The sequence below is a fragment of the Noviherbaspirillum suwonense genome (assembly GCF_900182955.1).
Lineage (GTDB): Bacteria > Pseudomonadota > Gammaproteobacteria > Burkholderiales > Burkholderiaceae_D > Noviherbaspirillum_A > Noviherbaspirillum_A suwonense.
Genome location: NZ_FXUL01000006.1, coordinates 86,774 through 109,664 on the forward strand (window position 1 = coordinate 86,774; position 22,891 = coordinate 109,664).

The following is a 22,891-nucleotide window of genomic DNA, read 5'->3' on the forward strand; positions in this document are numbered from 1 at the left end:
TGAATATTAGGTGTCCCGCGGAAGAACCGATAGCCGCTATACTTGGACGCGCTGTCTCACTGGTGGAACACATGGATCTTCTTGCCCTTGCCGATTTCAACCTGGTCGCCCGCCATGGCGGATTCGGACTTGCCGCACGCGCCACCGGTCGTCCGAAGGCAACGCTGTCGCGCCGCGTGATGGAACTGGAGAGCAGCCTTGGCGTGCGGCTGCTGGAGCGAGGGGGACGCGCACTCAGGCTCACGCAGGAGGGGCAGATGCTGCACGCGACCACGGGCGGGCTGCTGACCGAAATCGATGAAGCGACCGCAGCGCTCGCTTCGGGCGGGGCCAGCCCCAGGGGCGGACTGCGCATCAGCGCGCCGCTGCTGTTTTCGCAAACCGCGATGGGGAAGCTGGCCGCCGGATTTGCGCTGGCCTACCCGGAAGTCCGGCTCGAGATCACGAACGAAGACCGGCCCGTCGACATGGTCGAGGAAGGTTACGACCTGGTGATCAGGGTGAACCCCGACAAGGACGAGAACCTGGTAGGTCGCATCTTCCTGCGCGACCGGATGGTCGTCGTGGCAGATCCGAAGCTGCAACGACCGCTGGGCTCCACGGCTGTACCCGCGGTGGTGCGCGGCCAGAGTCCGCCTGCCTTGTCCTGGGCGGTGCGGGGATCGAACGGGAGCGTAAGCATTACAGCCAATCCGGTGCTGCACCTGGCGTCGCTCATCATGGTCCGTGATGCCGTCCTGGAAGGTGTCGGTGCGGCGTGCCTTCCCATATCGCTGGTCAGCCACGACTTGAAGGCGGGCCGGCTTGCGAGCTGGGGCGAGATCGATGGACCCGAGATCGCCTTGTGGGCGCTGTATCCATCGCGACGCTTGTTGAGCGCACGCGTTTCTGCCTTCCTCGACTATTTGAAACGTGCATTTCCTAATGGCACACCGGACGAACTAGCGGCCTTTATCCGCCCGTCATAGGGGCATGCCGGCCGGCCGCACGGCATTGCCGCGGACGAAACCGGCGAAGGCCCGCATGGCGCCGACAGCCGCCGCCGACACGCGCTGCAGGCGTAGTCCGATCCACGCCGCGTTCGATACCGCGCCTGCTCAGCAATCCCGAAAACCGCGTTTCACGCCGGCGAAATCGTCACCTGCGGCGCCCCGTTCGGCGGCAGCAGCATGAAATCGAACCGGTAAGGATGCGTCGTATGCTCGCAGGTGCCGGGATCGGCATTGCCCGGGCTATGGATGATGGTCGCCTGGCCCTGCACGCCGATGAAAGCGTCCCCGGTTCCGCCGGACACGCCATTGGTGTTGGTCGATTGCGGACATTGCCCATTCACCGGACCCAGGATTTCCGCGTACGCGCCGTTCATGTTGAACGCACTGTTGTGCACGACCCCACCATTACTCGTCCGGACAGCGCCGTCCCTGAAACGGACCGTGCTGGCGCATTGCACTGTGCTGAAGCTGGGCATCAGGGTGCAGGACGAGGTCAGCGTGCCTACCACGGGGCCGCTGGCATGGTAGAGATGCAGTTCCGCTTCCTGGTAATAGACCGAGCCGGCCGGACTGAGGCCAAGGTGGCGGTTGGCTGCCGCGAGGGCAAGGTAATAGCCAGGGCTGAAGCCGGAGGACACGTTTTCTTCGGTGGTGGCATAGAGCGTCACGGCAAGGGGAGCGGCCGTCGCCATGGAGGGCGCTATCGCAAGTGCGGCAAGCAGGACGGCGAGGAATGAGGACAGGAAGGCGCGTTTCATCTGGGTTCTCCGGGAAGATGGGGAAAGGCGCTCAGGTGCCGCCTCGCTTTTTGGTAGTTCGAATATCGACCAATAGTTACAATATATTGCAAAAGATGTCACTTGCAAGCGATTCTTCCTGTCGAATTACGGGGACTTTTCCAGCGGAGGCGATCAGCGCATCGCCTCGTATCACACCCGAACGCTGATATCGCCTATCAATCCGGCCATGGCATTCCATGCGGAGAATCTCCATCGAACCCGCGCCACGCGGCGGCGTCCCAGTAATGCCGCCAGGGATTCCGGACCGGTATCGACAGCTTCAAAATGCGTTCGGTGGCCTTTGCTTCGCACACAACCGCCCCCGGCGATGCCTTGAAACCCGCCGCCTTGCCACGCACTTCGCAACGTCTCCCCCACGTCCCACCACCCCAATTTTTATATTTTCTTTACGCCCCATCCCCAAGTCTTTACGAAATCTTTAGGTGCGTTCCGCTAACCTTTAATGCATCAAACACCGCTGCACGGTTCGGCGATTAGTGCGGTTAAACCGTAACGAACACGTGCGGATTTCAGGGGAAATGTAATGGATATCGTCTATATCGGCGCGATTCTCGCAGGCCTGCTTGCCTGCTGGGCATTTGCCGCCGGCTGCGAAAAACTGGGAGAAAAACAATGACACCGTTCTATGTGATCGGCGCGTTCGTGGCTGCGGGCCTGCTGGTGTATCTGCTGGTCGCGCTGCTCAAGGCGGAGGACCTGTGATGACCACGCAAGCGATTGCGCTGCTCGTCGCCTTCCTTGTCGTGCTGCTCGTGCTCGCCTATCCCCTTGGCCGGTACCTGGCCCTGGTCGGCGAGGGCGGCGCGATGCGCGGGCTGGGCTGGCTGCACAGGATCGAGCAGCTTTTCTACCGGATAGCCGGCACGTCCGCGGATGCCGCGATGGGCTGGAAGCGCTATGCGGTCGCGCTGCTGGTATTCAATACCGTGGGCGCGCTGTTCGTCTACGCGGTCCAGCGCCTGCAGGCCTGGCTGCCGCTCAATCCCCAGGGCTTGCCCAATGTCGGCCCGGACTCGTCGTTCAATACGGCGGTCAGCTTCGTGGCCAACACCAACTGGCAGGGTTATGGCGGCGAGTCCACCATGAGCTACCTGACCCAGATGCTGGCGCTGACGGTGCAGAACTTCCTGTCGGCGGCGACCGGCATGGCGGTCGTCTATGCGCTGATCCGCGGGTTCAGTTCCCGCTCGGGCAAGTCGATCGGCAACTTCTGGGTCGACGTCACCCGCTCGACGCTGTACGTGCTGCTGCCGCTGTCCGTCATTTTCGCGGTCTTCCTGATGGGGCAGGGCGTGATCCAGAACTTCTCGGCCTACGAGGACGTGACGCTGCTCGACCCGGTCACGTACAGCCAGCCCAAAAACGGGCCGGACGGCCAGCCGCAGAAGGACGCATCCGGCACCCCGGTAATGGAAACCCTGACCGCGAAGACGCAGACGCTGGCGATGGGGCCGGTGGCGTCGCAGGAGGCGATCAAGATGCTGGGCACCAATGGCGGCGGCTTCTTCAACGCCAACTCGGCACACCCTTACGAGAACCCGACGCCGCTGTCGAACTTTGCGCAGATGCTGGCGATCTTCCTGATCCCGGCCGGCCTGTGTTTCGCCTTCGGCCGCATGGTCGGCGATATCCGGCAGGGATGGGCGGTGCTGGGCGCGATGACCATCATCTTCGCGGTGATGACGGTGGTGGTCATGACGGCCGAGCAGCAGGCCCATCCGGCGTTGCAGGCGCTGGGCGTCGACCAGGGCATGAGCGCGCTGCAGTCGGGCGGCAACATGGAAGGCAAGGAAACCCGCTTCGGCATCAGCGCGTCGGCGCTGTTCGCCGCGGTCACCACCGCCGCTTCCTGCGGCGCGGTCAATGCGATGCACGACTCCTTCATGCCGCTGGGCGGGATGGCGCCCATGGTGCTGATGCAGTTCGGCGAGGTCGTCTTCGGCGGCGTCGGCTCCGGCCTGTACGGCATGCTGGTGTTCGCCATCCTGGCGGTCTTCATCGCCGGGCTGATGATAGGCCGCACCCCGGAATACCTGGGCAAGAAGATCCAGTCCTTCGACATGAAGATGGCGTCGATCACGATCCTGGTCACGCCGGTGCTGGTGCTGGCCGGCACCGCGATCGCGGTCATGGCCGAGCCCGGCCGGGCCGGCATCGCCAACCCGGGCGCGCATGGCTACTCGGAGGTGCTGTACGCCTTCACCTCGGCCGCCAACAACAACGGCAGCGCATTCGCGGGCCTGTCCGCCAACACGCCGTTCTACAACGTCATGCTGGCCATTGCGATGTGGTTCGGCCGCTTCGCGATGATCGTGCCCATCCTCGCCATTGCCGGCTCGCTGGCGGGCAAGAACCGGCTGGAAGCCAACGCCGGGACGATGCCCACGCACGGGCCGATGTTCATCGCGCTGCTGGTGGGCGTGGTGGTGCTGGTCGGCGTGCTGAACTATGTGCCGGCGCTGGCCCTCGGCCCGATCGTCGAGCACCTGCAGCTCGTCGCGCCGCATCAACCGTCAAACATTCAATATTAGACATTGGACAGGGAGCTTTTCATGTCACGCAAAAGCTTTACGCTTTTAGAAGCCGCGCTGGTCGGCCCAGCCATCGTCGACGCGTTCAGGAAACTGGACCCGCGCACGCAATGGCGCAGCCCGGTCATGTTCGTGGTGTATGTGGGCAGCATCATCACCACGCTGCTGTTCGCGCAATCGCTGGTGGGCCAGGGCGAAGCCAGCCCGGGATTCATCCTGGCCATCGCGGTCTGGCTCTGGTTCACCGTGCTGTTCGCCAATTTTGCCGAGTCGCTGGCGGAAGGGCGCAGCAAGGCGCAGGCGGCGTCGCTGCGCGCGCTGAAGCAGGCAGTCATGGCGAAGAAGCTCAACGAGCCCAGGCATGGCAGCGGCTGGCTGCCCTGCAATGCGAGCGACCTGCGCAAGGGCAACGTGGTGCAGGTGGAGGCGGGCGACGTGATCCCGGCCGACGGCGAAGTCATCGAAGGCGTGGCGTCGGTCGACGAGAGCGCGATCACGGGCGAGTCCGCGCCCGTCATCCGCGAATCGGGCGGCGACTTCAGCGCCGTCACCGGCGGCACGCGGGTGCTGTCCGACTGGCTGGTGGTGCGCATCTCGGTCAATCCGGGCGAAGCCTTCATCGACCGCATGATCGCGATGGTGGAAGGCGCGAAGCGGCAGAAGACGCCGAACGAGATCGCGCTGACGATCCTGCTGGTGGCGCTGACCATCATCTTCCTGGTCGTCACCGTGACCCTGCTCCCGATGTCGCTGTTCTCGGTCGAGGCCGCCAGGGCCGGCGCGCCGGTCACCATCACGGTCCTCATCGCGCTGCTGGTCTGCCTGATCCCGACCACCATAGGCGGGCTGCTGTCGGCCATCGGCGTGGCCGGCATGAGCCGGATGATGCAGGCCAATGTCATCGCCACCTCGGGCCGCGCGGTGGAAGCGGCGGGCGACGTCGACGTGCTGCTGCTCGACAAGACCGGCACCATCACGCTGGGCAACCGCCAGGCGTCGGACTTCGTTCCCGCGCCGGGCGTGACTGCCGAGCAGCTTGCCGACGTCGCGCAGCTTGCGTCGCTGGCCGACGAGACGCCGGAGGGCAGGAGCATCGTCATCCTGGCCAAGCAGCGCTTCAACATCCGCGAGCGGGCAATGGAGTCGCTGCATGCCACCTTCGTGCCGTTCTCGGCGCAGACCCGGATGAGCGGCATCGACATCGGCGGGCGCGCCGTGCGCAAGGGCGCGGCCGATGCGATGCGCCAGTTCGTCGAGGCGGCGGGACGCCCGTTCCCGGCCGAGGTGCTGCGCTCGGTCGACGACATATCCCGGCGCGGCAGCACGCCGCTGGTGGTGGTGGACGACGGCCGCGTGATGGGCACGGTGGAACTGAAGGACATCGTCAAGGGTGGCATCCGGGAGCGATTCGCCGAACTGCGCCGCATGGGCATCAGGACCGTGATGATCACCGGCGACAACAAGCTGACGGCGGCGGCCATCGCGGCCGAGGCGGGCGTGGACGACTTCCTGGCCGAGGCCACCCCGGAGGAAAAGCTCAGGCTGATCCGCAGCTACCAGTCGCAGGGCAGGCTGGTCGCCATGACCGGCGACGGCACCAACGATGCGCCCGCGCTGGCGCAGGCCGACGTCGCCGTCGCGATGAACTCGGGCACGCAGGCGGCGAAGGAGGCGGGCAATATGGTGGACCTGGACTCGAACCCGACCAAGCTGCTGGAGATCGTCGAGATCGGCAAGCAGATGCTGATGACGCGCGGGTCGCTGACGACGTTTTCGATCGCCAACGACATCGCCAAGTATTTCGCCATCATCCCGGCGGCCTTCGTGACCACCTATCCGCAGCTCAAGGCGCTGGACGTGATGCAGCTGAGCAGTCCGTCGTCGGCCATCATGTCGGCGGTGATCTTCAATGCGCTGGTGATCGTGGTGTTGATACCGCTGGCGCTGAAGGGCGTGCGCTACCGGGCGGTGGGCGCGGCGTCGCTGCTGCGGCGCAACCTGCTGGTCTACGGGCTGGGCGGCATCCTGGTGCCGTTCGCCGGCATCAAGCTCATCGACATGATCCTCGCGGTCATGCACCTGATCTGAAAGGCACTGACATGAAAACCCTGCTTCGTCCCGCGCTCGTGCTGTTCGCGCTCCTGACCCTGCTGTGCGGCCTGCTGTATCCGTATGCGGTCGCCGGCATCGGCCGGCTGGCCTTTGCCGGACAGGCCGAAGGCAGCCTGGTGCTGCGCGACGGCCAGCCGGCTGGCTCGTCCCTCATTGGGCAAGCGTTCTCGTCGCCGCAGTACTTCTGGGGCCGGCCGTCGGCCACCAGCCCGATGCCCAACAACGCGGCCGCCTCGGGCGGCTCCAACCAGGGGCCGCTGAATCCGGCGCTGGCCGACGCGGTCAAGGCGCGCATCGCCGCATTGAAGGCGGCCGACCCGGACAATGCCGCGCCGGTTCCGGTCGACCTCGTCACCGCGTCCGGCAGCGGGCTGGACCCGGATATCAGCATTGCGGCCGCCTACTACCAGGCCGGCCGCATCGCCCGCGAACGCAGGCTCGGCGTGGACGCGGTGCGCAAGCTGATCGACGAGCGCAGGCAGTCGGCCTTCCTCGGCTTCCTGGGCGAGCCGCGCGTCAACGTGCTGGCGCTGAACCTGGCGCTGGACCAGCGCCGCTGATGCCGCATCCACCTTACGACTGCTGACCGGCCATGTCCTCGAACCAATACCAGCGTCCCGACCCGGACGCGCTGCTGGCGCAGGTGCAGCGGCAGGAACGCCGCGCCGCGCGCGGCAGGCTGCGGATCTACTTCGGCGCGTCGGCAGGCGTGGGCAAGACCTATGCGATGCTGTCGGCCGGGCGCAAGCTGCAGGCGGAGGGGCAGGACGTGCTGGTCGGCGTGGTCGAGACCCATGGCCGCAGCGAGACGGCGGCACTGCTGGAGGGCCTGCCGCTGCTGCCGCACAAGACCATCGAATACCGGGGCAGGACGATCACGGAATTCGACATCGACGCGGCGCTTGCGCGGCATCCGTCGCTGATCCTGGTCGACGAGCTGGCGCATTCGAATGCGGCCGGCTCGCGCCATCCTAAGCGCTGGCAGGATGTCGACGAACTGCTCGACGCCGGCATCGACGTGTTCACCACGGTCAATGTGCAGCACCTGGAAAGCCTGAACGACGTGGTCGGCGGCATCACCGGCATCCGGGTTGCCGAGACCCTGCCCGACACCGTGTTCGACGGCGCCGACGAAGTCGTCCTGGTCGACATACCGGCGGACGAGCTGCTGGCGCGCCTGAAGGTGGGCAAGGTCTACCAGATGCAGCAGGCTGAACGGGCGTCGCGCAATTTTTTCCGCAAGGGCAACCTGATCGCGCTGCGCGAGCTGGCACTGCGCCGCACCGCGGACCGGATCGGCGACGACGTGCAGGCCTACCGCGTCGAGAAGTCGATCGACGCGGTGTGGAAAACCGGGTCGAGCCTGCTGGCCTGCGTCGGCCCGCGGGCAGGGGGCGAGCACGTGATACGCAGCGCCGCGCAGCTGGCGGCCCAGCTGAATGCCGGCTGGCATGCGATCTATATCGAGACGCCGCCGCTGCAGCGCCTGCCGCCGGCGCAGCGCGAGCAGATCCTGAAGACGCTGAAGCTCGCGCAGGACCTGGGCGCGACGACGGCCGTGCTGTCGGGCAGCGACATTGCGAAGGCCATCGCGGACTATGCGATTGCCAACAATTTTTCCAAGATCGTCCTGGGCCGCGCCCATCCGACATGGCCGTGGCGCATTTCGCATCACCAGCGGGTCGCCATGCTGGCGCCGGCGCTGGACCTGATCGAAACCGGCGTCGCGGGCAAGGACGCCAGGGCGGGCGCAAGGGGCCTGGCCGGCGCGGCGCTTGCGGCATCGGTCCAGCGCACGCTGCAGCCGTCGCGCTACCTGTGGGCAATGGCGGCGAGCATGGCCACGGCCCTGGTCGCGACGCCGCTGCTGCCTTACTTCGACCTGGCCAATATCGTCATGCTGTTCCTGCTCACCGTCGTGCTGGTCGCGGTCCAGCTCGGCCGCGGACCGGCGGTGCTGGCGACCTTCGTCAGCGTCGCGGCCTTCGACTTCTTTTTCGTGCCGCCGCGGTTTTCGTTCGCGGTCAGCGACCTGCAGTACACGGTCACCTTCGTCGTGATGCTGGCGGTCGGGCTGATCACGTCGCACCTGACCGCGGGCCTGCGCTACCAGGCGCGGGTTGCGTCCTACCGCGAATCGCGTTCGCGCGCGCTGTACCAGTTCGCCCGCGAACTGTCCGGGACCCTGCAGACCGGGCAGATCTTCGAGATCACCTGCGCTTCCATCAGCCGCGCCTTCCATGCAAGGGCGACGCTGCTGCTGCCCGACAGCGACGGCCGCCTGCAGCTGGCGGAACCGGCGCAGGACCAGGCCGCGCCGACGTTGACGCCGGCCAGCGCGATGCTGGACATCGGCATTGCGCAATGGGCGTTCGACCATGCGGCAGCGGCCGGCATCGGCACCGACACGCTGCCGGGCAGCCCGCTGTTCTACCTGCCGGTGGTCGCGCCGATGCGCACGCGCGGCGTGCTGGCGATCGAGCCGGAGAACCGGCGCTGGATGCTGGTGCCGGAACAGCGCCAGCAGCTCGACACGTTCGCGACCCTGGCCGCGATCGCGCTCGAACGGGTGCATTACATCGAGGTGGCGCAGGATGCGCTGGTGCAGATGGAATCGGAGAGGCTGCGCAACTCGCTGCTGTCCACGCTGTCGCACGACCTGCGCACGCCGCTGACCGTGCTGGTCGGCCTGTCCGAGTCGCTGCTGATGGCCAGGCCGCCGCTGCCCGTCGCCCAGGCGGAACTGGCCGAAGCGCTGCACGACGAGAGCCTGCGCATGAGCAGCCTGGTCGCGAATTTGCTGGACATGGCGCGCATAGAAAGCGGGGAAGTGAAGCTCAACCTGCAATGGCAGCCTTTCGAGGAGGTGGTCGGCAGCGCGCTGCGCGCATGCCATGCCGTCATTGCCGGCCATGACGTGCAGACACGGCTTGCGCCCGGCCTGCCGCTGGTGCGCTTCGACGCCGTGCTGATCGAGCGCGTGCTGTGCAACCTGCTCGAAAACGCATGCAAGTACACGCCGCCGGGCTCCCTCATCGTCATTGCCGCCGAGGCCAGCGGCGACAGGCTGGACGTGGCGGTCCGGGACAACGGGCCGGGTCTTCCTGCCGGGCGCGAAGAAGCGCTTTTCGAGAAATTCACGCGCGGGCAGCGCGAGTCGGCCACGCCCGGCGTCGGCCTGGGGCTGGCCATCTGCCGCGCGATCGTCGAGGCGCACGGCGGAACGATCCGCGCCGGCCGGTCGGCCGAAGGCGGCGCGTCCTTCGTCTTCACGCTGCCGCTGGTGTCGCCGCCGCCGCTGCCCGGGCCTGACGAAGCGGGCCAGGACAGCCAGGACTCGTCAGGCGGCCCGACATGAACGATGCGATGCCCGTCGTGCTGCTGGTCGAAGACGAACCGCAGATCCGCCGCTTCACCGGCCTGGCCCTGAAGGCCGAAGGCTGGCAGGTGTTCGAGGTCGACACGCTGCGCCGCGGCCTGATCGAGGCCGGGACGCGCACCCCCGACATGGTCGTGCTCGACCTCGGGCTGCCCGACGGCGACGGCGTCGACTTCATCGAGGACGTGCGGAAATGGTCGGCGGTGCCCATCATCGTGCTGTCGGCCCGCACCAACGAGGCGGACAAGATCAGGGCGCTGGACGCCGGCGCGGACGACTACCTGACCAAGCCGTTCGGCGTCAACGAGCTGCTCGCACGCATCCGCTCGACCCTGCGCCGGCTGCGCCCGAATGCCGCCGACGCCCGCGGGGCGATAGGCTTCGGCGCCGTCCGCATCGACATGCAGGCCCGCATCGTCACCAGGGACGGCCTGAGGGTGCACCTGACGCCGACCGAGTACCGGCTGCTCACTGTGCTGGCGGTGAACGCGGGCCGCGTCGTCACCAACCGCCAGCTGCTGGCCGAGGTCTGGGGGCCGGCGAACGTGGACAACAGCCACTACCTGCGCATCTACATGGGGCACCTGCGGCAGAAGCTCGAGGAAGACCCGGCACGGCCGCGCTACCTGATTACCGAGACCGCAGTGGGATACCGCCTGCTGCTGCCTTCGTAAGCCCGCCGCACGGAAAGGCCGGCCGCCTCGCCAATGAGCAGGCAGCGCGCGCCGTCGTTCCCGATGCGGCAATCAACCCGGTCATGCCGCAGGCAACGCGGGTGGCCTGACCATCACATGAAAAGAGAAAACGCACGATGCAAAAAATGTTACTTGCGCTGTCGGTCTGCTGCGCCGCCAGCGGCGCGGCGCTGGCCCAGGAAAGCAAGCCAGACCATGAAGTCAGCTTCAATGCGGCGATCGTTTCCGACTACCGCTACCGCGGCATTTCGCAGACCCGGCTGAAGCCGGCGCTGCAGGGCGGCGCGGATTACACGCATAATCCGTCCGGCTTCTATGCCGGCACCTGGCTGTCGACCATCAAGTGGACGAAAGACGCTGGCGGCGATGGCAGCATCGAATGGGATATCTACGGCGGCAGGCGCGGCCAGATCACGGCCGACATTTCCTACGACGTCGGCCTGCTCGGCTACTACTACCCGTCCAACGGCTTGCGGCCGAACGCGAATACCGCGGAGATCTATGGACAGGTTGGCTACGGTCCCGCCTATGTGAAGTACTCGCATGCGGTGACCAACCTGTTCGGCTTCGACGACAGCAGGAACAGCGGCTATCTCGATATCGGCGCGAACATCGACGTGGCCGAGAAGCTGCAGCTCAATCTCCATGCGGGTCGCCAGACGGTAAGGCATCATTCCGCGTCCTCGTATTCGGACTGGAGGATAGGGTTGACCAGGAATTTCGGCTCGTTCACCGGGGCGCTGGCCGTGATCGGCGCCAGCACCGACAATTACGTCGGGCCGGCGTCCGACGCCAGGAACCTCGGCAGGACCGCCTTGCTGCTGACGATCAGCAAGGTGTTCTGACCGGCGCCGCTCTTGCCGCACGCATCCGCCACATTATTCTTTGAAGGAGCTCGTCTTGCTGATCAACTGCATCGCCTATCACGACGGAAAGAAAGTCCGGGATATCTCCATCGACGAGATCAGCGACTATCTCGCGCGCCCCGGCCATTTCGTCTGGGTGGCGTTGAAGGATGCGGACGCGGCGGAGCTGGACGTGATGAAGGCCGAGTTCGGGCTGCATGAACTCGCCGTCGAGGATGCCCGGCACGGGCACCAGCGCCCGAAGATCGAGGAATACGGCGATTCGCTGTTTGCGGTGGTCCATTCCGCCGAGCTGTCAGGCACGGAGCTGCTGATCGGCGAAGTGGACATCTTCGTCGAAAAGAATTTCGTGCTCTCGGTGCGCAACCGCAGCCAGCGGGGTTTCCTGGGCGTTCGAAGCAGGTGCGAGAGGGAGCCGCACCTGCTCAGGGAAGGTTCGGTCTTTGTCTTCTATGCATTGCTCGACGCAGTGGTGGACCGCTACTTCCCGGTCATCGATGCGCTCGAGTCGGAGCTGGAAAAAATCGAGGAGCAGATATTCGTCGACGGCGCGGAGCGGGCCAACGTCGAGCGGCTCTATCAGCTCAAGCGCCAGGCCACCGTGCTCAAGCACGCGGTCGCGCCGCTGCTGGAAGCCGTCTCCAGGCTTTACGGCAGCCGGGCGCCGGCGCTGTGCGGCCAGACGCAGGAATACTTCCGCGATGTCTATGACCACCTCTACCGCATCAACGCCTCGATCGATTCGATCCGCGACACGATCAGCACGGCCATCCAGGTCAACCTGTCCATGGTCAACATCGGCCAGAGCGAAGTCAACAAGCGGCTGGCGGCATGGGCTGCGATATTCGCGGTCGCCACCGCGCTGGTCGGCATATGGGGCATGAACTTCAAGTCCATGCCCGAGCTGCAATGGACTTACGGCTATCCGTTTGCGCTGGGCATCATCGCCGCGGTATGCGGCTACCTGCATTACCGCTTCAGGAAATCGGGCTGGCTGTAGCGTGGACCGGCAGCGCGGCCAGCCGTTCCAGCGCGGCGGCGAGCCTGTCGCGGCCTGCGGCGGACATCGGCGTCATCGGCAGGCGCAGTTCATCGCGGATGCGGCCCTGCAGCGCCAGCGCCGCCTTGACCGGGCCGGGATTGGGCTCGGAAAACAGCAGCCGCATCAGCGGCAGCAGCGCATGGAACAGCGTGCGGGCGGCGGCGATGTCGCCTGCGCGCACCAGGTCGCGCAGGCGGACATACAGGTCCGGCCGGATATGCGCGGCCGCAGAGATTGCGCCATGGCCGCCCAGGCACAGCGTGGCGAGGATGGACGGGTCGTCGCCGCACAGCACGTTCAGTCCGGTCTGGCCGATCAGGTCCATCAGCTGGGACTGGTTGCCGCCGCACTGCTTGACCGCGACGAAGCGCCGGTCCTCCGCGAGCGCAATGAACGTGGGCAGCTCGATGGCGACGCCGGTGCGTGCCGGGATGTTATAGAGAATGACCGGAAGGTCCGTTGCCGACGCGATTTCCCGGAAATGCGCGAGTATTCCCTGCTGCGACGGGCAGACATAGGATGGCGGCGAGACCAGCAGGGCCTGTGCGCCGGTCTCGCTGCAGCGGGCCGCTCTCCCGGCGACCGCGCGGGTGTCGCTGCCGGCAAGGCCCATCGCGATGCGGCAGTGCGAGCCGGCGGCTTCGCAGACCGCGGACAGCATCGCCGCCTGCTCGCTTTCCTCCAGGGTCGCCGCTTCGCCTGTGGTGCCGCAGACCACGATGCCGTCGATGCCGCTGCCGGCAAGCTCGTCTGCAAGGCATTGCGCGGCGTCGAAATCGACCGCGCCGTTGCGGAATGGCGTGACGATGGGTATCCAGATGCCGTCGGGGGCTGACATGGCGCGTGCTTTCCTGAGTGTGTGGAAGGGGGGAGGGCGGATGCGCTCTAGACGCGAACGATGGCGCCGAATTCGGCGCTGGGCAGCGTGCGCATGACGATGTCCATGATGCGGTCGGCGGCCGGCCTGCTCAGGCACAGCCATACCTTCATCTTCGTCGCATGGGCGACCGGCTGTATGCACATGAAGGACACGAGTTCGCCGCAGTTCCCCATGACCAGGTGCCTCAGTTCGGTGACGCCGCGCGCGTCGACCGTGATCTGCATCATGAAGGATTGCGCGGCTTCGCTGGCCGCAGCGGATGCAGGGGCAGCGGCCTGGCTGCCTGTCCATCCGGACGGGTCGGTGCTGCGCAGCCTGGGATGCGGGGAAAGGGCGTTCGGCGCGATGCCGGAAGAGCTTGGGGAAGGACGGACCAGCGACACCGGCAGGACCCTCGCCGGCTTTTTTACGGAGTCTGCAACGTGCAGGAAGAAAGGCGACTGCGTTCGCATCAAGGTCAGGCGATTCATGGAGAACCTACTCGTTATGTCGATGCGATGCAGGTTAGCCGATGGCGGATAAAAATTAGCTAAAAAGACAGGCGCGCAGCGTAAAGGGCTCGTAAAGACTTGCACATTTACAGAATCGTTACGGCGGATGCCGTTTTCTTTATCCAGAATTTACTGGCCCGGTGCTAGGCTTTCCTGGGCTTCGACGATCCGTGTCGGAGCGCAGCAGCCAATCAACCCGGGCACGGGAAACCGTGCCGATGGAGTACCCATGTTCCGGAACATACTGGTGGTCGAGCATTCCCTGCAAAGGTCGGACAAACCCTTTCTCGCGGCCGTCGAATTCTCAAGGCTGCATCGCAGCAGCATCGTCGATCTGTCGATCGTCGAGCCCCGGCTCTACAACGGCAGCGACGAGCAGGCCAGGCATGACGGCGCGCTGGTGGAGCGGGAGCGCCGCCTCGTTGCGCATCATGTCCTTGACGACCATGTCACCACTGCCCGGCAGGCGCAGCTGGCATGCAAGGCTTTCATCGTGCAGTCGCAGACGCCTTCGGTCGAGATCCTGAACGTGGCGCGCAGCGAAGGCTGCGACGTGATCTTCATCGCGGCGCAGAAGCGACAGGGATTCTTCGTCAAGCTCCTGGAGGAAAGCGAAATGGACTGGGTGATCCAGCACGCGCAGGTGCCGGTGCTGGTCTTCCCCTGACGCCAACGCCGGCTGCTGGCCGGCGCTCGCGTCTCCGCCCCCGGCGGAAGGGATGACGTGTTGAAAGCCCGGATCGCAGGCGTTGCGGCGATCCGGGTACGACGCAGGCTTACATGCCCTTTGCCGAGAATGCCGCCTTCAGCTGGTCGGCCGCCAGCTTCTCCGCTTCCTTTGCCTTGGGCACGACCGCGCCCATGCCGAAGAACTCGTGCGCGACGCCCTTGTACTCCTTGTAGGTCACCTTGACGCCATCCTTCTTCAGGCGGTCTGCGTAGGCCTTGCCCTCGGACAGCAGCGGATCGATCTCCGCGGCGATGATGGTGGCTGACGGCAGGCCTTTCAGCGTCGCGGCCTTCATCGGCACCGCGTAGGGATTGCTGCCGTCCTCTTCCTTCGCGGAGTAGTGCTTGAAGAACCACTGCATCATCGGCTTGTTCAGCGGCTTGGCCTGTTCGTTGCGCTGGTACGAAGGCGTGTTCATGTCATTGTTCACGACCGGGTAGACGAGGAGCTGGTGCACCGGCAGCGGCTCCTTCTTGTCGCGCGCCATCATCGAGACGACAGTGGCGAGATTGCCGCCGGCGCTTTCGCCGCCGACCGCGATCCGCTTCGGATCGCCGTTGATTTCCTTCGCATGATGGACGACCCAGGTGTAGGCGGCATATGCGTCATTGGCTGCGGCGGGGAACTTGTTTTCCGGCGCCTGGTGATAATCGACAGCCACCATGATCGCCTTCGCCATCTTGGCCAATGCGCGGGGCGACGCGTCATAGGTCTGGGTGTCGGCAATGACGAAGCCGCCGCCGTGGTAATAGACCATGACCGGGAATGGGCCCTTGCCTTCTGGCGTATAGACATGCACCGGGATGTCGCCGATGGGGCCGGGGACTGTCATGTCCCTGACGGTGACCCCGGCTTCCGGTTCCGTACTCTTGCCCATGTCCTGCAGCACCTTCTTGACCGCGTCGGCCGGCGTTGGCTGCTTGCGCGCCTCTTCCGGCGTCAGCGTCTCGATCGGCTTGCCGCCCAGCGAGGCGAGGGCGTCGAGCACTTTCTGCATGGCGGGGTCAGCCTTGGGAGGCTGCTGCGCGGACTGCGCATGGGTAAGGCCGGCGGCGAAGGTCAGGGCGACTGCGGAAAGGATAAGCGGGGTCTTCTTCATTGTTGGCTTCTTCTGTTTAGTGTAGCGATGGATGAACGGCGCAACCGCGGGCGGGCCGCGGGTGCGCATGCCGTTTAGAGCCGTTTTGACAACAAAGTTCTTGCTGGGCGACGATGGATGCCGGTCTTATGCAGATCGGTTGATGAAAGATAACGCAGTCGATCCTGCGCAATGCCGGGCCCGGCCCGGGGCTGCTATTGCGCGGTCAGCTGAAGCAGCACGCCCCAGTACTGCAGGTTGAGGTTGCCGTCCTCGCAGGTGCTGTCGCGGCCGCAGGCGCTGCCGGCAGTCACCGGATGCCGGGCCGGGTCGTGGCTGAGCGACAGCCGGTTTTCCTCGTTCAGCCGCAGCCTGCGGCGTGCAATCGACTGCACGACATTGCCGCCCACGGTCTCGATCTTCTTTGCGCCGGCATCGACCTCGACCACTACCTCGCAGTGCGCGGGCGCCGCAAAGCCGGGCCGCAGCGCAGCGGACTGCCATGCCGCAAAGTCCCTGAGCAGCGGCGTGCCGCGCGAGTAGCACAGCAGGTCGCCGACCGCGGGCACGGTCGTGCGCGGGTCGCAGGCGCGGTACGCATAGCCGTCCGGCTGCTGCAAGGCGCGCTGCACGTATTGCCAGTGCGCGGAGGCGAAGCGGAACTGCTGCGGCGTCAGGCCGGCCTTGTCCATCAGGTAGGAGATGAAGGCGGCCGACCATGGCGAGTCGTTCATCGCCGCACGCACCGCGGCCTGGCGCAGCGTGTCATTGCCGTCGTCGCCGGCGCGCGGGATCAGGTCGCGCAGGCGCGTCTCGCTGGCCCGGCCGGCGGCGAGCGGGTCGTCCAGCAGTCCCGGCACCGCGATCACCTTGCGGCCCCAGGCTTCGCCCGGCACATGCCTTTCCAGCGCCAGCCAGTACTCCCAGACCCGCCGCCATGCATAACGCCCGGACTGCGCGGCGTCGGCAGCGCCGGTGTCCGGGTCGCGCAGCAGTTCGGTTTCGGATTCGGTTGCGCCGGCTTTCCACAAGGCGCCGCCGGCATTGATGCGGTGGCCGCTGAACTGCGCATACTCATCCAGCGCGATTTGGGCGATGGCCCGCGCCAGCGGTCCCGGCGTCGCCGCGCGCGGGCAATCGGGCGCGGCGGCAAAGGCCGCCGAGGATAGGCTGACAATCAGGAAGCCGGACAGGATGGGCAGTGACAGGCGCATGGACAAGGGGAACGGAATGCCTGGGCGCTGGCGTCATGATCGCGCGCCCGTCGTGGCGGTGCGCCATCATAACGCCACCGCAGCGCAGCGCACCGCCATGCCGGCCCGGTGCGCTGCATTGCCGCTATTGCGCGGGCAGGCCCTTGCTCCAGTTGCCCCAGTTGCCGACGATCTCGCGGATCACCGGCGCAGTGGCCAGCTGCAGGTTCTTCGTGGCTGGCACGAAGCCGCCCTGTTCCGCGTAGTTCACCACCACGTCGCTGTTGCTCTGGCCGGGGTAGGGCCGGTCCATGTCAGAGCCGGAACGCAGGATCATCACGCGCTCGAAGTCGACCCGGCCGGCGGCAGCGCCGCGGCGCAGCGCTTCCAGCGTGGAGTTGTCTTCCTGCTGGGTGGTGCAGTAGGCGGCGGCGCCGTCGGTGAGCAGCTTGCTCCAGTCCTCGGCGCGGGTCGACAGCGTGGTGCCGGCAAACCAGGTGTCGCCGGACACCGTGTCGCACTGGATCACGGCCGGCGGCTGGTTGGCCGGGGCCTGCGGATAGCGGGCGCGGAAGGCCTGTGCCTCGGCCGAGTCGCTCAGCTGCACGCCTTTCGACAATGCATAGGCCCGGTCGGCCAGCGCCGCATTGAGCTTGAACACCTCGGTGTGGTAGTCGAACTTGGGCTTCTCTGTCGGCGAGGCGGTGCCGACGCCGAAGTAGCCATAGGCCCAGCCGGCCGGGATTTCGCGGGCGTCGATCTCATGGGCGATCGAGTAGTCGACCGCGTACTTCGCCCATGCCGCCGAGCCTACCGTGCCCAGCTTGGGGTTGATGCCGGCAATGCCGGCGATGATGAAGTAGGTCTGGCGCAGGTCGAGCTGGCTGTTGTACAGCAGCGCGGAGATCGTGGCAGCGGCATTCGCATAGCCCATGTCGGTGGTGACCTGGCAGACATCGTCGGTATTGCACAGCACGTCGGGATAGCGGCTGGACAGGCCCTTGACGGTGACCTTGCGGGTCAGGCTCAGCGGCTCCTTGAACGGCGCGGCCTCGCCGCCGAACATGTTGACCACGACGACCTTGGGCGCAAGGCGCGCAGGGGTTGAGGCGGGCGCGGATGCGCTGTTGTCGTCGTTGCTGCTGCCGCAGGCGGCGAGGACCAGCGACAGGCTCGCGAGCAGGGCGCGCTGGCGCCAGGCGCCCATGGCGGGAGAGGCGGCGGTCTGATTGTTATCGAGATTCATTGTATGTTTTTCCGGCTGGTTATTCGATTGGTGTGAAGCGGCATGGAAGCGTGCCTGCATGCGATGACATGCGATGGCGTGGCGGCGCGGCATTGCAGCCGGCGCGCCTGCGTCACGGCGTCGCCGGCACGCCGTTCTTCCAGCTGGCCCACTTGGTCACGATGTCGGTCACCAGCGGCTGGCCGGCCACGACCAGGTTCGCGGTCGACGGGCCGAAGCCGCCCGAATTGGCCTTCAGCGACTCGGCCGCCGTCTGGCCCGGATGCGGCCGGTCGAAGTTGGACGCGGTGCGCAGCACGGCCACGCGCTGCAGGTCGAGCAGGCCGGCTTCCGCGCCGCGCTGCAGCGCCTTGTAGGTCGCGTTGTCTTCCTGCGCCGTCATGCAGTAGGTGCCCTTGTTGTCCGTCATCAGCTTGTGCCATGCGCGGGCGCGCTGGCCCAGCAGGTCGCCGTGGAACCAGGTATTGCCGGTCATCGCGTCGCACTGCGTGACCCTGGGCGGCTGATTGCCCGGCGCGACCGCATACTGCGCACGGTAGGCCTGCGCGGTCGGCGAGTCGGTCAGGGTCGCATTGGTCGACAGCGCCAGCGCCTTCTGCAGCAGCGCCTCGTTGAGCTGGAATACCTCCGAGCCGTAATCCAGCGGCGGCTTCTCGCCCGGGGTCTTGGTATTGATGCCGAGGAAGCCGGTGTTCCATCCCGCCGGCCGCTCGCGCGCATCGATCTCCCACGACAGGTCCCAGTCCACCAGGTAGCGCGACCAGGCGGCGGTGCCGGTGGTGCCCTGCTCGGGGTCGACGCCGGCAATGCCGGCCACCAGGAAGTAGGTCTGGCTGAGGTCGAACTGGCCGCTGTAGACCAGCGCGGAAATGGATGCGGCCGCATTGGCCTTGCCCATGTCGGTGGTGACCTGGCAGACGTCGTCGGCATTGCAGTGGACCTGCGGATAAGCCGGCGACAGGCCCGGCACCGTGATGGCCTGTCCAAGCGCCAGCTTGTCTATCCACGGCTGCGCTTCGGCGACGAACATGCTGATGATCAGCACCTTCACCGGGCGCGGCGCGGTGGTCTGCGCGCCGACGCTGCTGGCATACCAGGCGAAGGTCAGCGCGCCTGCGGCGGCCATCGCGGCGGCCACGCGCTTGATCGGGCGAGGGGAGGAAATACCGTTGCTGCGTGATGTTGTGGTCATGGGTCTCTGTAATGAAGGTGAGCGCAAGGGTATGCATGCCGTGCTCGGGCCGGCAGCAGTAATTCCATGGAGGCCGTTCGGCCCCGGTTCAAAGCAGGGGCAATGCAGGTTCCGTGCCAGATTTAACAAAGGGCAATGGGACTTTTTGCACTTCATCGAGGCAGGCCATGCGCCTGCTGTCATCTGGTGGTGCAGGCTGGGGGATTCGGCGGAGTCGGGGAGTGGGGCGGGATAAAGCGGCAGGGAAGCCATGAACTGGGGAACACCATCCCCAGGGTGCAATGCGCGACGGATCGCACCCTGGGCTGCATCGGGGCCGGTATTACTCCTTCACCGCGCCCGTCATGCCCGACACATAGTATTCAACGAAGAACGAGTACACCACCGCCACCGGCAGCGAGCCGAGCAGCGCGCCGGCCATCAGCGCGCCCCAGTGGTAGACGTCGCCCTCGACCAGCTCGGTGACGACGCCGACCGGCACGGTCTTGACCTCCGACGAGGACACGAAGGTCAGCGCATAGATGAATTCGTTCCACGACAGCGTGAAGGCGAAGATGCCGGCCGAGATCAGGCCCGGCACCGCCAGCGGCAGGATGATCTTGACCAGGATCTGCCAGCGCGTCGCGCCATCGATCAGTGCGCATTCCTCGAGCTCGTACGGGATGGAGCGGAAGTAGCCCATCAGCAGCCAGGTGCAGAACGGAATCAGGAAGGTCGGATAGGTCAGGATCAGCGCCCAGCGGGTGTCGAACAGGCCCAGCTTGAAGACGATCGCGGCCAGCGGGATGAAGAGGATGGACGGCGGGATCAGGTAGGCCAGGAAGATGCCGAGTCCGACCTGCTTCGCGCCCTGGAAGCGAAGCCGTTCGATCGCGTAGGCGGCGAATACGCTCGCGGCCAGCGACGTGAAGGTGGCGACGGTGGACACGACCACGGTATTCCACATCCATTCCGGATAAGGCGTATCGAACACCAGCTTCTTGAAATGCGCCAGCGTCGGCGCCACCACCCAGAACGGGTTGCCGGACTGCGACAGCAGCTCGGCGTCCGGCTTGAAGGCGGTGATGGCCATCCAGTAGAACGGGAACAGCAGCACGAACACGAACAGCAGCAGGGGGATATAGACGGTGACCCAGCGCCGCGGCAGCGACTGCAGGTAGTCCATGCCCTGGCTGTCGGGCTTGTCGGCCCGGACGGCTTTCGCGGGCTTGCCCTTCGCCGGCGTCAGCGTGGTTGCGGTGTCAGCCTTGCTCATTTGTCGCCTCCCTGTTGCCAGCCGCGCCGCTGCAGGCCGAAATACGAGAACATGATCGCCGCCAGCAGGAAGGGGATCATCATGGTGGCCAGCGCCGCGCCTTCGCCGAGCGAGCCGCCCGGTATCGCGCGCTGGAACGACAGCGTGGCCATCAGGTGCGTCGCATTGAGCGGGCCGCCGCGGGTGAGCACGTAGATCAGCTGGAAGTCGGTGAAGGTGAACAGCACCGAGAAGGTCATCACGACCGCGATGATGGGCGTGAGCAGCGGCAGCGTGATGAAGCGGAACTGCTGCCACGGCGTGGCGCCGTCGATGGCGGCGGCCTCGTACAGCGACGGCGAGATGGTCTGCAGCCCGGCCAGCAGCGAGATGGCGACGAAGGGCACGCCGCGCCAGACATTGGCGGCGATGGTCGACAGGCGCGCATTCCACGGGTTGCCGAGGAAGTCGATGTAGCGGTCGATCAGGCCCAGCTTGACCAGCACCCAGCTGATCACCGAGAACTGCGCGTCGTACAGCCACCAGAAGGCGAGCGCCGACAGCGCGGTCGGCACGATCCAGGGCAGCAGCACCACCGCGCGGAAAAAGGACTTGAACGGCAGGTTCTTGTTCAGCAGCAGCGCCAGCCACAGGCCCAGCACGAACTTGAGAACGCTTGCCACCGTGGTGTAGAACACCGTGTTGAACAGCGACAGCTGGGTCAGCGAGTCGCCGACCAGGTAGCTGTAATTGCCCAGGCCGATGAACTTGCCGCTGCCGCCTATCTTGGTGTCGGTAAAGCCCAGCCACACGCCCAGGCCCAGCGGATAAGTCAGGAACACCAGCAGCAGCACCGCGGTGGGCAGCATGAACAGCAGCCCGAGCGAATTGCGGTTATTGAAAAATCGAGAAAGCATCACGTCCTCCCGTAGCCCGGCCGATTGCGCACGGCGGATGGGCGCGCGCCATCGCGGCCGCGCGCACCGTTAACGCCCCGGCTCGCGCCGGGGCGGTCGACCCAAGGCGCTAGACCTTGTAGTAGCGTTCGGCCCGGGTCGCCGCGCGCGCCGCCGCCTCCTTCGGGCTACGCGCGCCGCTCGCGGCCTCCGCCACCATGTCCAGCACGATGTAGTCGGCCATCGCCGCCGCCGACGCCAGCCCCAGCGGCCCCGAGTAGCCGTTGTCGAGCATGATGCTGCCGCCGTCGCGGTAGACCGTGTGCTTCGGGTCCTCGGTCCAGATCGGGTTGGCTTCGTATTCGCGCAGCGGCTGGCTGACATAGCCGATCGCGGCCTTCATCCACGGGTTGTACTGCTCCGGCTCCATCATGAACTGCAGGTAGGCCTTGGCCGCGTTCGGGAACTTGCTGTGCTTGAACTGCATCATCTGCGTGATCTGCATCAGCTCGGTCGGCTTGCCCACCGGGCCGATCGGGAAGCGCGCATGCTGGATGTCCTTGGCCATTTCCTGCAGCTTTGGATCCGGCGAATTCTTGGCCGAGTAATACACCGAGATGCCGTTCGCGGTCATGCTGACCTGGCCGTCGAGGAAAGCCTTGTTGTTGGACGGGTCCTGCCAGGACAGCGTGCCCGGCACGAAGGTCTCGTACAGCTGCTTCGCATATTCGAGCGACGCCACGGTCTCGGGCGAATTGATGACGACATTGCCCTTGTCGTCGACCATCTTGCCGCCGTGCGACCACATCAGCCAGTGCGCCCAGTTGTTGCCGTCGCCGACCGCCTTGCCGAGCGCGAAGCCGCAGGGCGTGTTCTTGGCCTTCAGCGCCTGGCAGAGTTTCAGGAAGCCCGCGGTGTCTTTCGGTATCGCATCGAAGCCGGCCGCCTTCACCTGGCTTTCGCGATACACCAGCGCATTGCCGACGATGCCAAGCGGCATGCCTATCCACTTGCCGTCGCGCATGCCGTAGCGCTTGCAGACGTCGTACCAGCCGCCATGCTTCTTGCCCAGCAGCTCGGCGATGTCGGTCAGGTCGTTGAGCTTGTCCGGATACTGCTGCGGGTCGTCGAACCAGCCGATGATGATGTCCGGCCCGCTGCCGACATTGGCCGCGACCGCCGCCTTGGGCCGCACGTCTTCCCAGCCCTCGTTGTCGACCCGCACTTCCACGCCGGTCAGCTGGGTGAATTTCTTGGTGTTGGCCATCCACATGTCCTCGTCGCCCTGGACGAAGCGCTTCCAGCGCAGCACGCGCAGCTTGGCGCCCGCTTCCGGCTTGTAGAGCAGGCCGCCCGGCGTCTGCGCGAAGGCGGCAGGGCCGATTGCGGATGCGGCGGCGAGCGTTGCGCCGGATGCCAGAAATTCCCGTCTTGTAAATCGTGTCATGTCTCCTGCTCCTTGTGGTTAGCGGGTTGCTCCGATGCTGGTTCCGCCGCGGTGGGCCGCGGTCTCGTTGTCTGTGTCTTGGTCGTC

General features: G+C 65.9%; 20 protein-coding genes. 10 read left to right on the forward strand and 10 right to left on the reverse strand.

Annotation, left to right across the window (positions count from 1 at the left end; genetic code table 11):
* Positions 1-71: 71 nt before the first annotated feature.
* Positions 72-968, forward strand: a complete 897-nt coding sequence (locus QOL82_RS10375; RefSeq protein WP_283442187.1) for a LysR family transcriptional regulator — start codon at positions 72-74, stop codon at positions 966-968.
* A gap of 152 nt (positions 969-1,120) precedes the next feature.
* Here the strand turns inward: QOL82_RS10375 and QOL82_RS10380 are convergent, their stop codons facing one another.
* Complete coding sequence (locus tag QOL82_RS10380) at positions 1,121-1,750, reverse strand: hypothetical protein (protein WP_283442188.1); 630 nt, start codon at positions 1,748-1,750, stop codon at positions 1,121-1,123.
* Positions 1,751-2,404: 654 nt separating this feature from the next.
* Between QOL82_RS10380 and kdpF the strand changes: the two genes are divergently transcribed.
* The 8 genes from kdpF (at position 2,405) to corA (ending at position 12,375) form a co-directional block, all read left to right on the forward strand.
* Positions 2,405-2,494: a K(+)-transporting ATPase subunit F gene (kdpF, locus tag QOL82_RS10385; protein WP_283442189.1), complete on the forward strand. Its 90-nt coding sequence runs from the start codon at positions 2,405-2,407 to the stop codon at positions 2,492-2,494.
* Positions 2,494-4,323, forward strand: coding sequence for a potassium-transporting ATPase subunit KdpA (gene kdpA / locus QOL82_RS10390; protein ID WP_283442190.1), 1,830 nt, complete (start codon positions 2,494-2,496; stop codon positions 4,321-4,323). The genes kdpF and kdpA overlap by 1 nt, the downstream gene beginning before the upstream one ends.
* Positions 4,324-4,344: 21 nt before the next feature.
* A complete protein-coding gene (gene kdpB / locus QOL82_RS10395; protein ID WP_283442191.1) occupies positions 4,345-6,411 on the forward strand; it encodes a potassium-transporting ATPase subunit KdpB in 2,067 nt (688 codons plus the stop codon).
* A gap of 11 nt (positions 6,412-6,422) precedes the next feature.
* A complete protein-coding gene (kdpC, locus tag QOL82_RS10400) occupies positions 6,423-6,995 on the forward strand; it encodes a potassium-transporting ATPase subunit KdpC (RefSeq protein WP_283442192.1) in 573 nt (190 codons plus the stop codon).
* Positions 6,996-7,027: 32 nt separating this feature from the next.
* Positions 7,028-9,793 (forward strand): two-component system sensor histidine kinase KdpD, encoded by a 2,766-nt coding sequence (gene kdpD, locus QOL82_RS10405; RefSeq protein ID WP_283442193.1) that lies wholly within the window; start codon positions 7,028-7,030, stop codon positions 9,791-9,793.
* Entirely contained in the window at positions 9,790-10,488 is a 699-nt protein-coding gene (kdpE, locus tag QOL82_RS10410; RefSeq protein ID WP_283442194.1) for a two-component system response regulator KdpE, read from the forward strand. Before kdpD ends, kdpE begins: the two co-directional genes overlap by 4 nt.
* Before the next feature lie 137 nt (positions 10,489-10,625).
* Positions 10,626-11,354, forward strand: coding sequence for a TorF family putative porin (locus tag QOL82_RS10415; protein ID WP_283442195.1), 729 nt, complete (start codon positions 10,626-10,628; stop codon positions 11,352-11,354).
* A gap of 55 nt (positions 11,355-11,409) precedes the next feature.
* Complete coding sequence (corA, locus tag QOL82_RS10420; RefSeq protein WP_283442196.1) at positions 11,410-12,375, forward strand: magnesium/cobalt transporter CorA; 966 nt, start codon at positions 11,410-11,412, stop codon at positions 12,373-12,375.
* On the opposite strand, the gene dapA is transcribed toward corA, so the two are convergent.
* Both dapA and QOL82_RS10430 read right to left on the reverse strand, forming a co-directional pair.
* A complete protein-coding gene (gene dapA / locus QOL82_RS10425) occupies positions 12,353-13,255 on the reverse strand; it encodes a 4-hydroxy-tetrahydrodipicolinate synthase (RefSeq protein ID WP_283442197.1) in 903 nt (300 codons plus the stop codon). The two genes, corA and dapA, sit on opposite strands and share 23 nt — an antisense overlap.
* 47 nt (positions 13,256-13,302) lie before the next feature.
* Complete coding sequence (locus QOL82_RS10430) at positions 13,303-13,767, reverse strand: hypothetical protein (protein ID WP_283442198.1); 465 nt, start codon at positions 13,765-13,767, stop codon at positions 13,303-13,305.
* Between the two features lie 250 nt (positions 13,768-14,017).
* Here QOL82_RS10430 and QOL82_RS10435 point away from each other — a divergent pair, with 250 nt between their 5' ends.
* A complete protein-coding gene (locus QOL82_RS10435; RefSeq protein WP_283442199.1) occupies positions 14,018-14,455 on the forward strand; it encodes a universal stress protein in 438 nt (145 codons plus the stop codon).
* Between the two features lie 109 nt (positions 14,456-14,564).
* Here the strand turns inward: QOL82_RS10435 and QOL82_RS10440 are convergent, their stop codons facing one another.
* The 7 genes from QOL82_RS10440 to QOL82_RS10470 all read right to left on the reverse strand — a co-directional run bounded on the left by QOL82_RS10440 (position 14,565) and on the right by QOL82_RS10470 (position 22,804).
* A complete protein-coding gene (locus QOL82_RS10440; RefSeq protein ID WP_283442200.1) occupies positions 14,565-15,617 on the reverse strand; it encodes an alpha/beta hydrolase in 1,053 nt (350 codons plus the stop codon).
* A 194-nt stretch (positions 15,618-15,811) separates the two neighbouring features.
* Positions 15,812-16,810 carry a DUF2272 domain-containing protein gene (locus tag QOL82_RS10445; RefSeq protein ID WP_283442326.1) on the reverse strand — a complete coding sequence of 333 codons (999 nt, stop codon included), beginning with the start codon at positions 16,808-16,810 and terminating at the stop codon, positions 15,812-15,814.
* 124 nt (positions 16,811-16,934) lie between these two features.
* Positions 16,935-18,035, reverse strand: coding sequence for a purine-nucleoside phosphorylase (locus tag QOL82_RS10450; RefSeq protein ID WP_283442201.1), 1,101 nt, complete (start codon positions 18,033-18,035; stop codon positions 16,935-16,937).
* Between the two features lie 112 nt (positions 18,036-18,147).
* Complete coding sequence (locus QOL82_RS10455; RefSeq protein ID WP_430438464.1) at positions 18,148-19,227, reverse strand: purine-nucleoside phosphorylase; 1,080 nt, start codon at positions 19,225-19,227, stop codon at positions 18,148-18,150.
* A 322-nt stretch (positions 19,228-19,549) separates the two neighbouring features.
* Positions 19,550-20,392 carry a carbohydrate ABC transporter permease gene (locus QOL82_RS10460; protein ID WP_283442327.1) on the reverse strand — a complete coding sequence of 281 codons (843 nt, stop codon included), beginning with the start codon at positions 20,390-20,392 and terminating at the stop codon, positions 19,550-19,552.
* Positions 20,393-20,478: 86 nt separating this feature from the next.
* Positions 20,479-21,378, reverse strand: a complete 900-nt coding sequence (locus tag QOL82_RS10465) for a carbohydrate ABC transporter permease (protein WP_283442202.1) — start codon at positions 21,376-21,378, stop codon at positions 20,479-20,481.
* 109 nt (positions 21,379-21,487) lie between these two features.
* Entirely contained in the window at positions 21,488-22,804 is a 1,317-nt protein-coding gene (locus QOL82_RS10470) for an ABC transporter substrate-binding protein (protein ID WP_283442203.1), read from the reverse strand.
* Between the last annotated feature and the right edge of the window lie 87 nt (positions 22,805-22,891).

What these genes read in the sequence shown, in the direction of transcription:
- QOL82_RS10375 (WP_283442187.1), top strand. Translation starts at nt 72, where the DNA reads ATGGATCTTCTTGCCCTTGCCGATTTCAACCTGGTCGCCCGCCATGGC.
- QOL82_RS10380 (WP_283442188.1), bottom strand. Translation starts at nt 1,750, where the DNA reads ATGAAACGCGCCTTCCTGTCCTCATTCCTCGCCGTCCTGCTTGCCGCA.
- kdpF (WP_283442189.1), top strand. Translation starts at nt 2,405, where the DNA reads ATGACACCGTTCTATGTGATCGGCGCGTTCGTGGCTGCGGGCCTGCTG.
- kdpA (WP_283442190.1), top strand. Translation starts at nt 2,494, where the DNA reads ATGACCACGCAAGCGATTGCGCTGCTCGTCGCCTTCCTTGTCGTGCTG.
- kdpB (WP_283442191.1), top strand. Translation starts at nt 4,345, where the DNA reads ATGTCACGCAAAAGCTTTACGCTTTTAGAAGCCGCGCTGGTCGGCCCA.
- kdpC (WP_283442192.1), top strand. Translation starts at nt 6,423, where the DNA reads ATGAAAACCCTGCTTCGTCCCGCGCTCGTGCTGTTCGCGCTCCTGACC.
- kdpD (WP_283442193.1), top strand. Translation starts at nt 7,028, where the DNA reads ATGTCCTCGAACCAATACCAGCGTCCCGACCCGGACGCGCTGCTGGCG.
- kdpE (WP_283442194.1), top strand. Translation starts at nt 9,790, where the DNA reads ATGAACGATGCGATGCCCGTCGTGCTGCTGGTCGAAGACGAACCGCAG.
- QOL82_RS10415 (WP_283442195.1), top strand. Translation starts at nt 10,626, where the DNA reads ATGCAAAAAATGTTACTTGCGCTGTCGGTCTGCTGCGCCGCCAGCGGC.
- dapA (WP_283442197.1), bottom strand. Translation starts at nt 13,255, where the DNA reads ATGTCAGCCCCCGACGGCATCTGGATACCCATCGTCACGCCATTCCGC.
- QOL82_RS10430 (WP_283442198.1), bottom strand. Translation starts at nt 13,767, where the DNA reads ATGAATCGCCTGACCTTGATGCGAACGCAGTCGCCTTTCTTCCTGCAC.
- QOL82_RS10435 (WP_283442199.1), top strand. Translation starts at nt 14,018, where the DNA reads ATGTTCCGGAACATACTGGTGGTCGAGCATTCCCTGCAAAGGTCGGAC.
- QOL82_RS10440 (WP_283442200.1), bottom strand. Translation starts at nt 15,617, where the DNA reads ATGAAGAAGACCCCGCTTATCCTTTCCGCAGTCGCCCTGACCTTCGCC.
- QOL82_RS10445 (WP_283442326.1), bottom strand. Translation starts at nt 16,810, where the DNA reads ATGCGCCTGTCACTGCCCATCCTGTCCGGCTTCCTGATTGTCAGCCTA.
- QOL82_RS10450 (WP_283442201.1), bottom strand. Translation starts at nt 18,035, where the DNA reads ATGAATCTCGATAACAATCAGACCGCCGCCTCTCCCGCCATGGGCGCC.
- QOL82_RS10455 (WP_430438464.1), bottom strand. Translation starts at nt 19,227, where the DNA reads ATGACCACAACATCACGCAGCAACGGTATTTCCTCCCCTCGCCCGATC.
- QOL82_RS10460 (WP_283442327.1), bottom strand. Translation starts at nt 20,392, where the DNA reads ATGGACTACCTGCAGTCGCTGCCGCGGCGCTGGGTCACCGTCTATATC.
- QOL82_RS10465 (WP_283442202.1), bottom strand. Translation starts at nt 21,378, where the DNA reads ATGCTTTCTCGATTTTTCAATAACCGCAATTCGCTCGGGCTGCTGTTC.
- QOL82_RS10470 (WP_283442203.1), bottom strand. Translation starts at nt 22,804, where the DNA reads ATGACACGATTTACAAGACGGGAATTTCTGGCATCCGGCGCAACGCTC.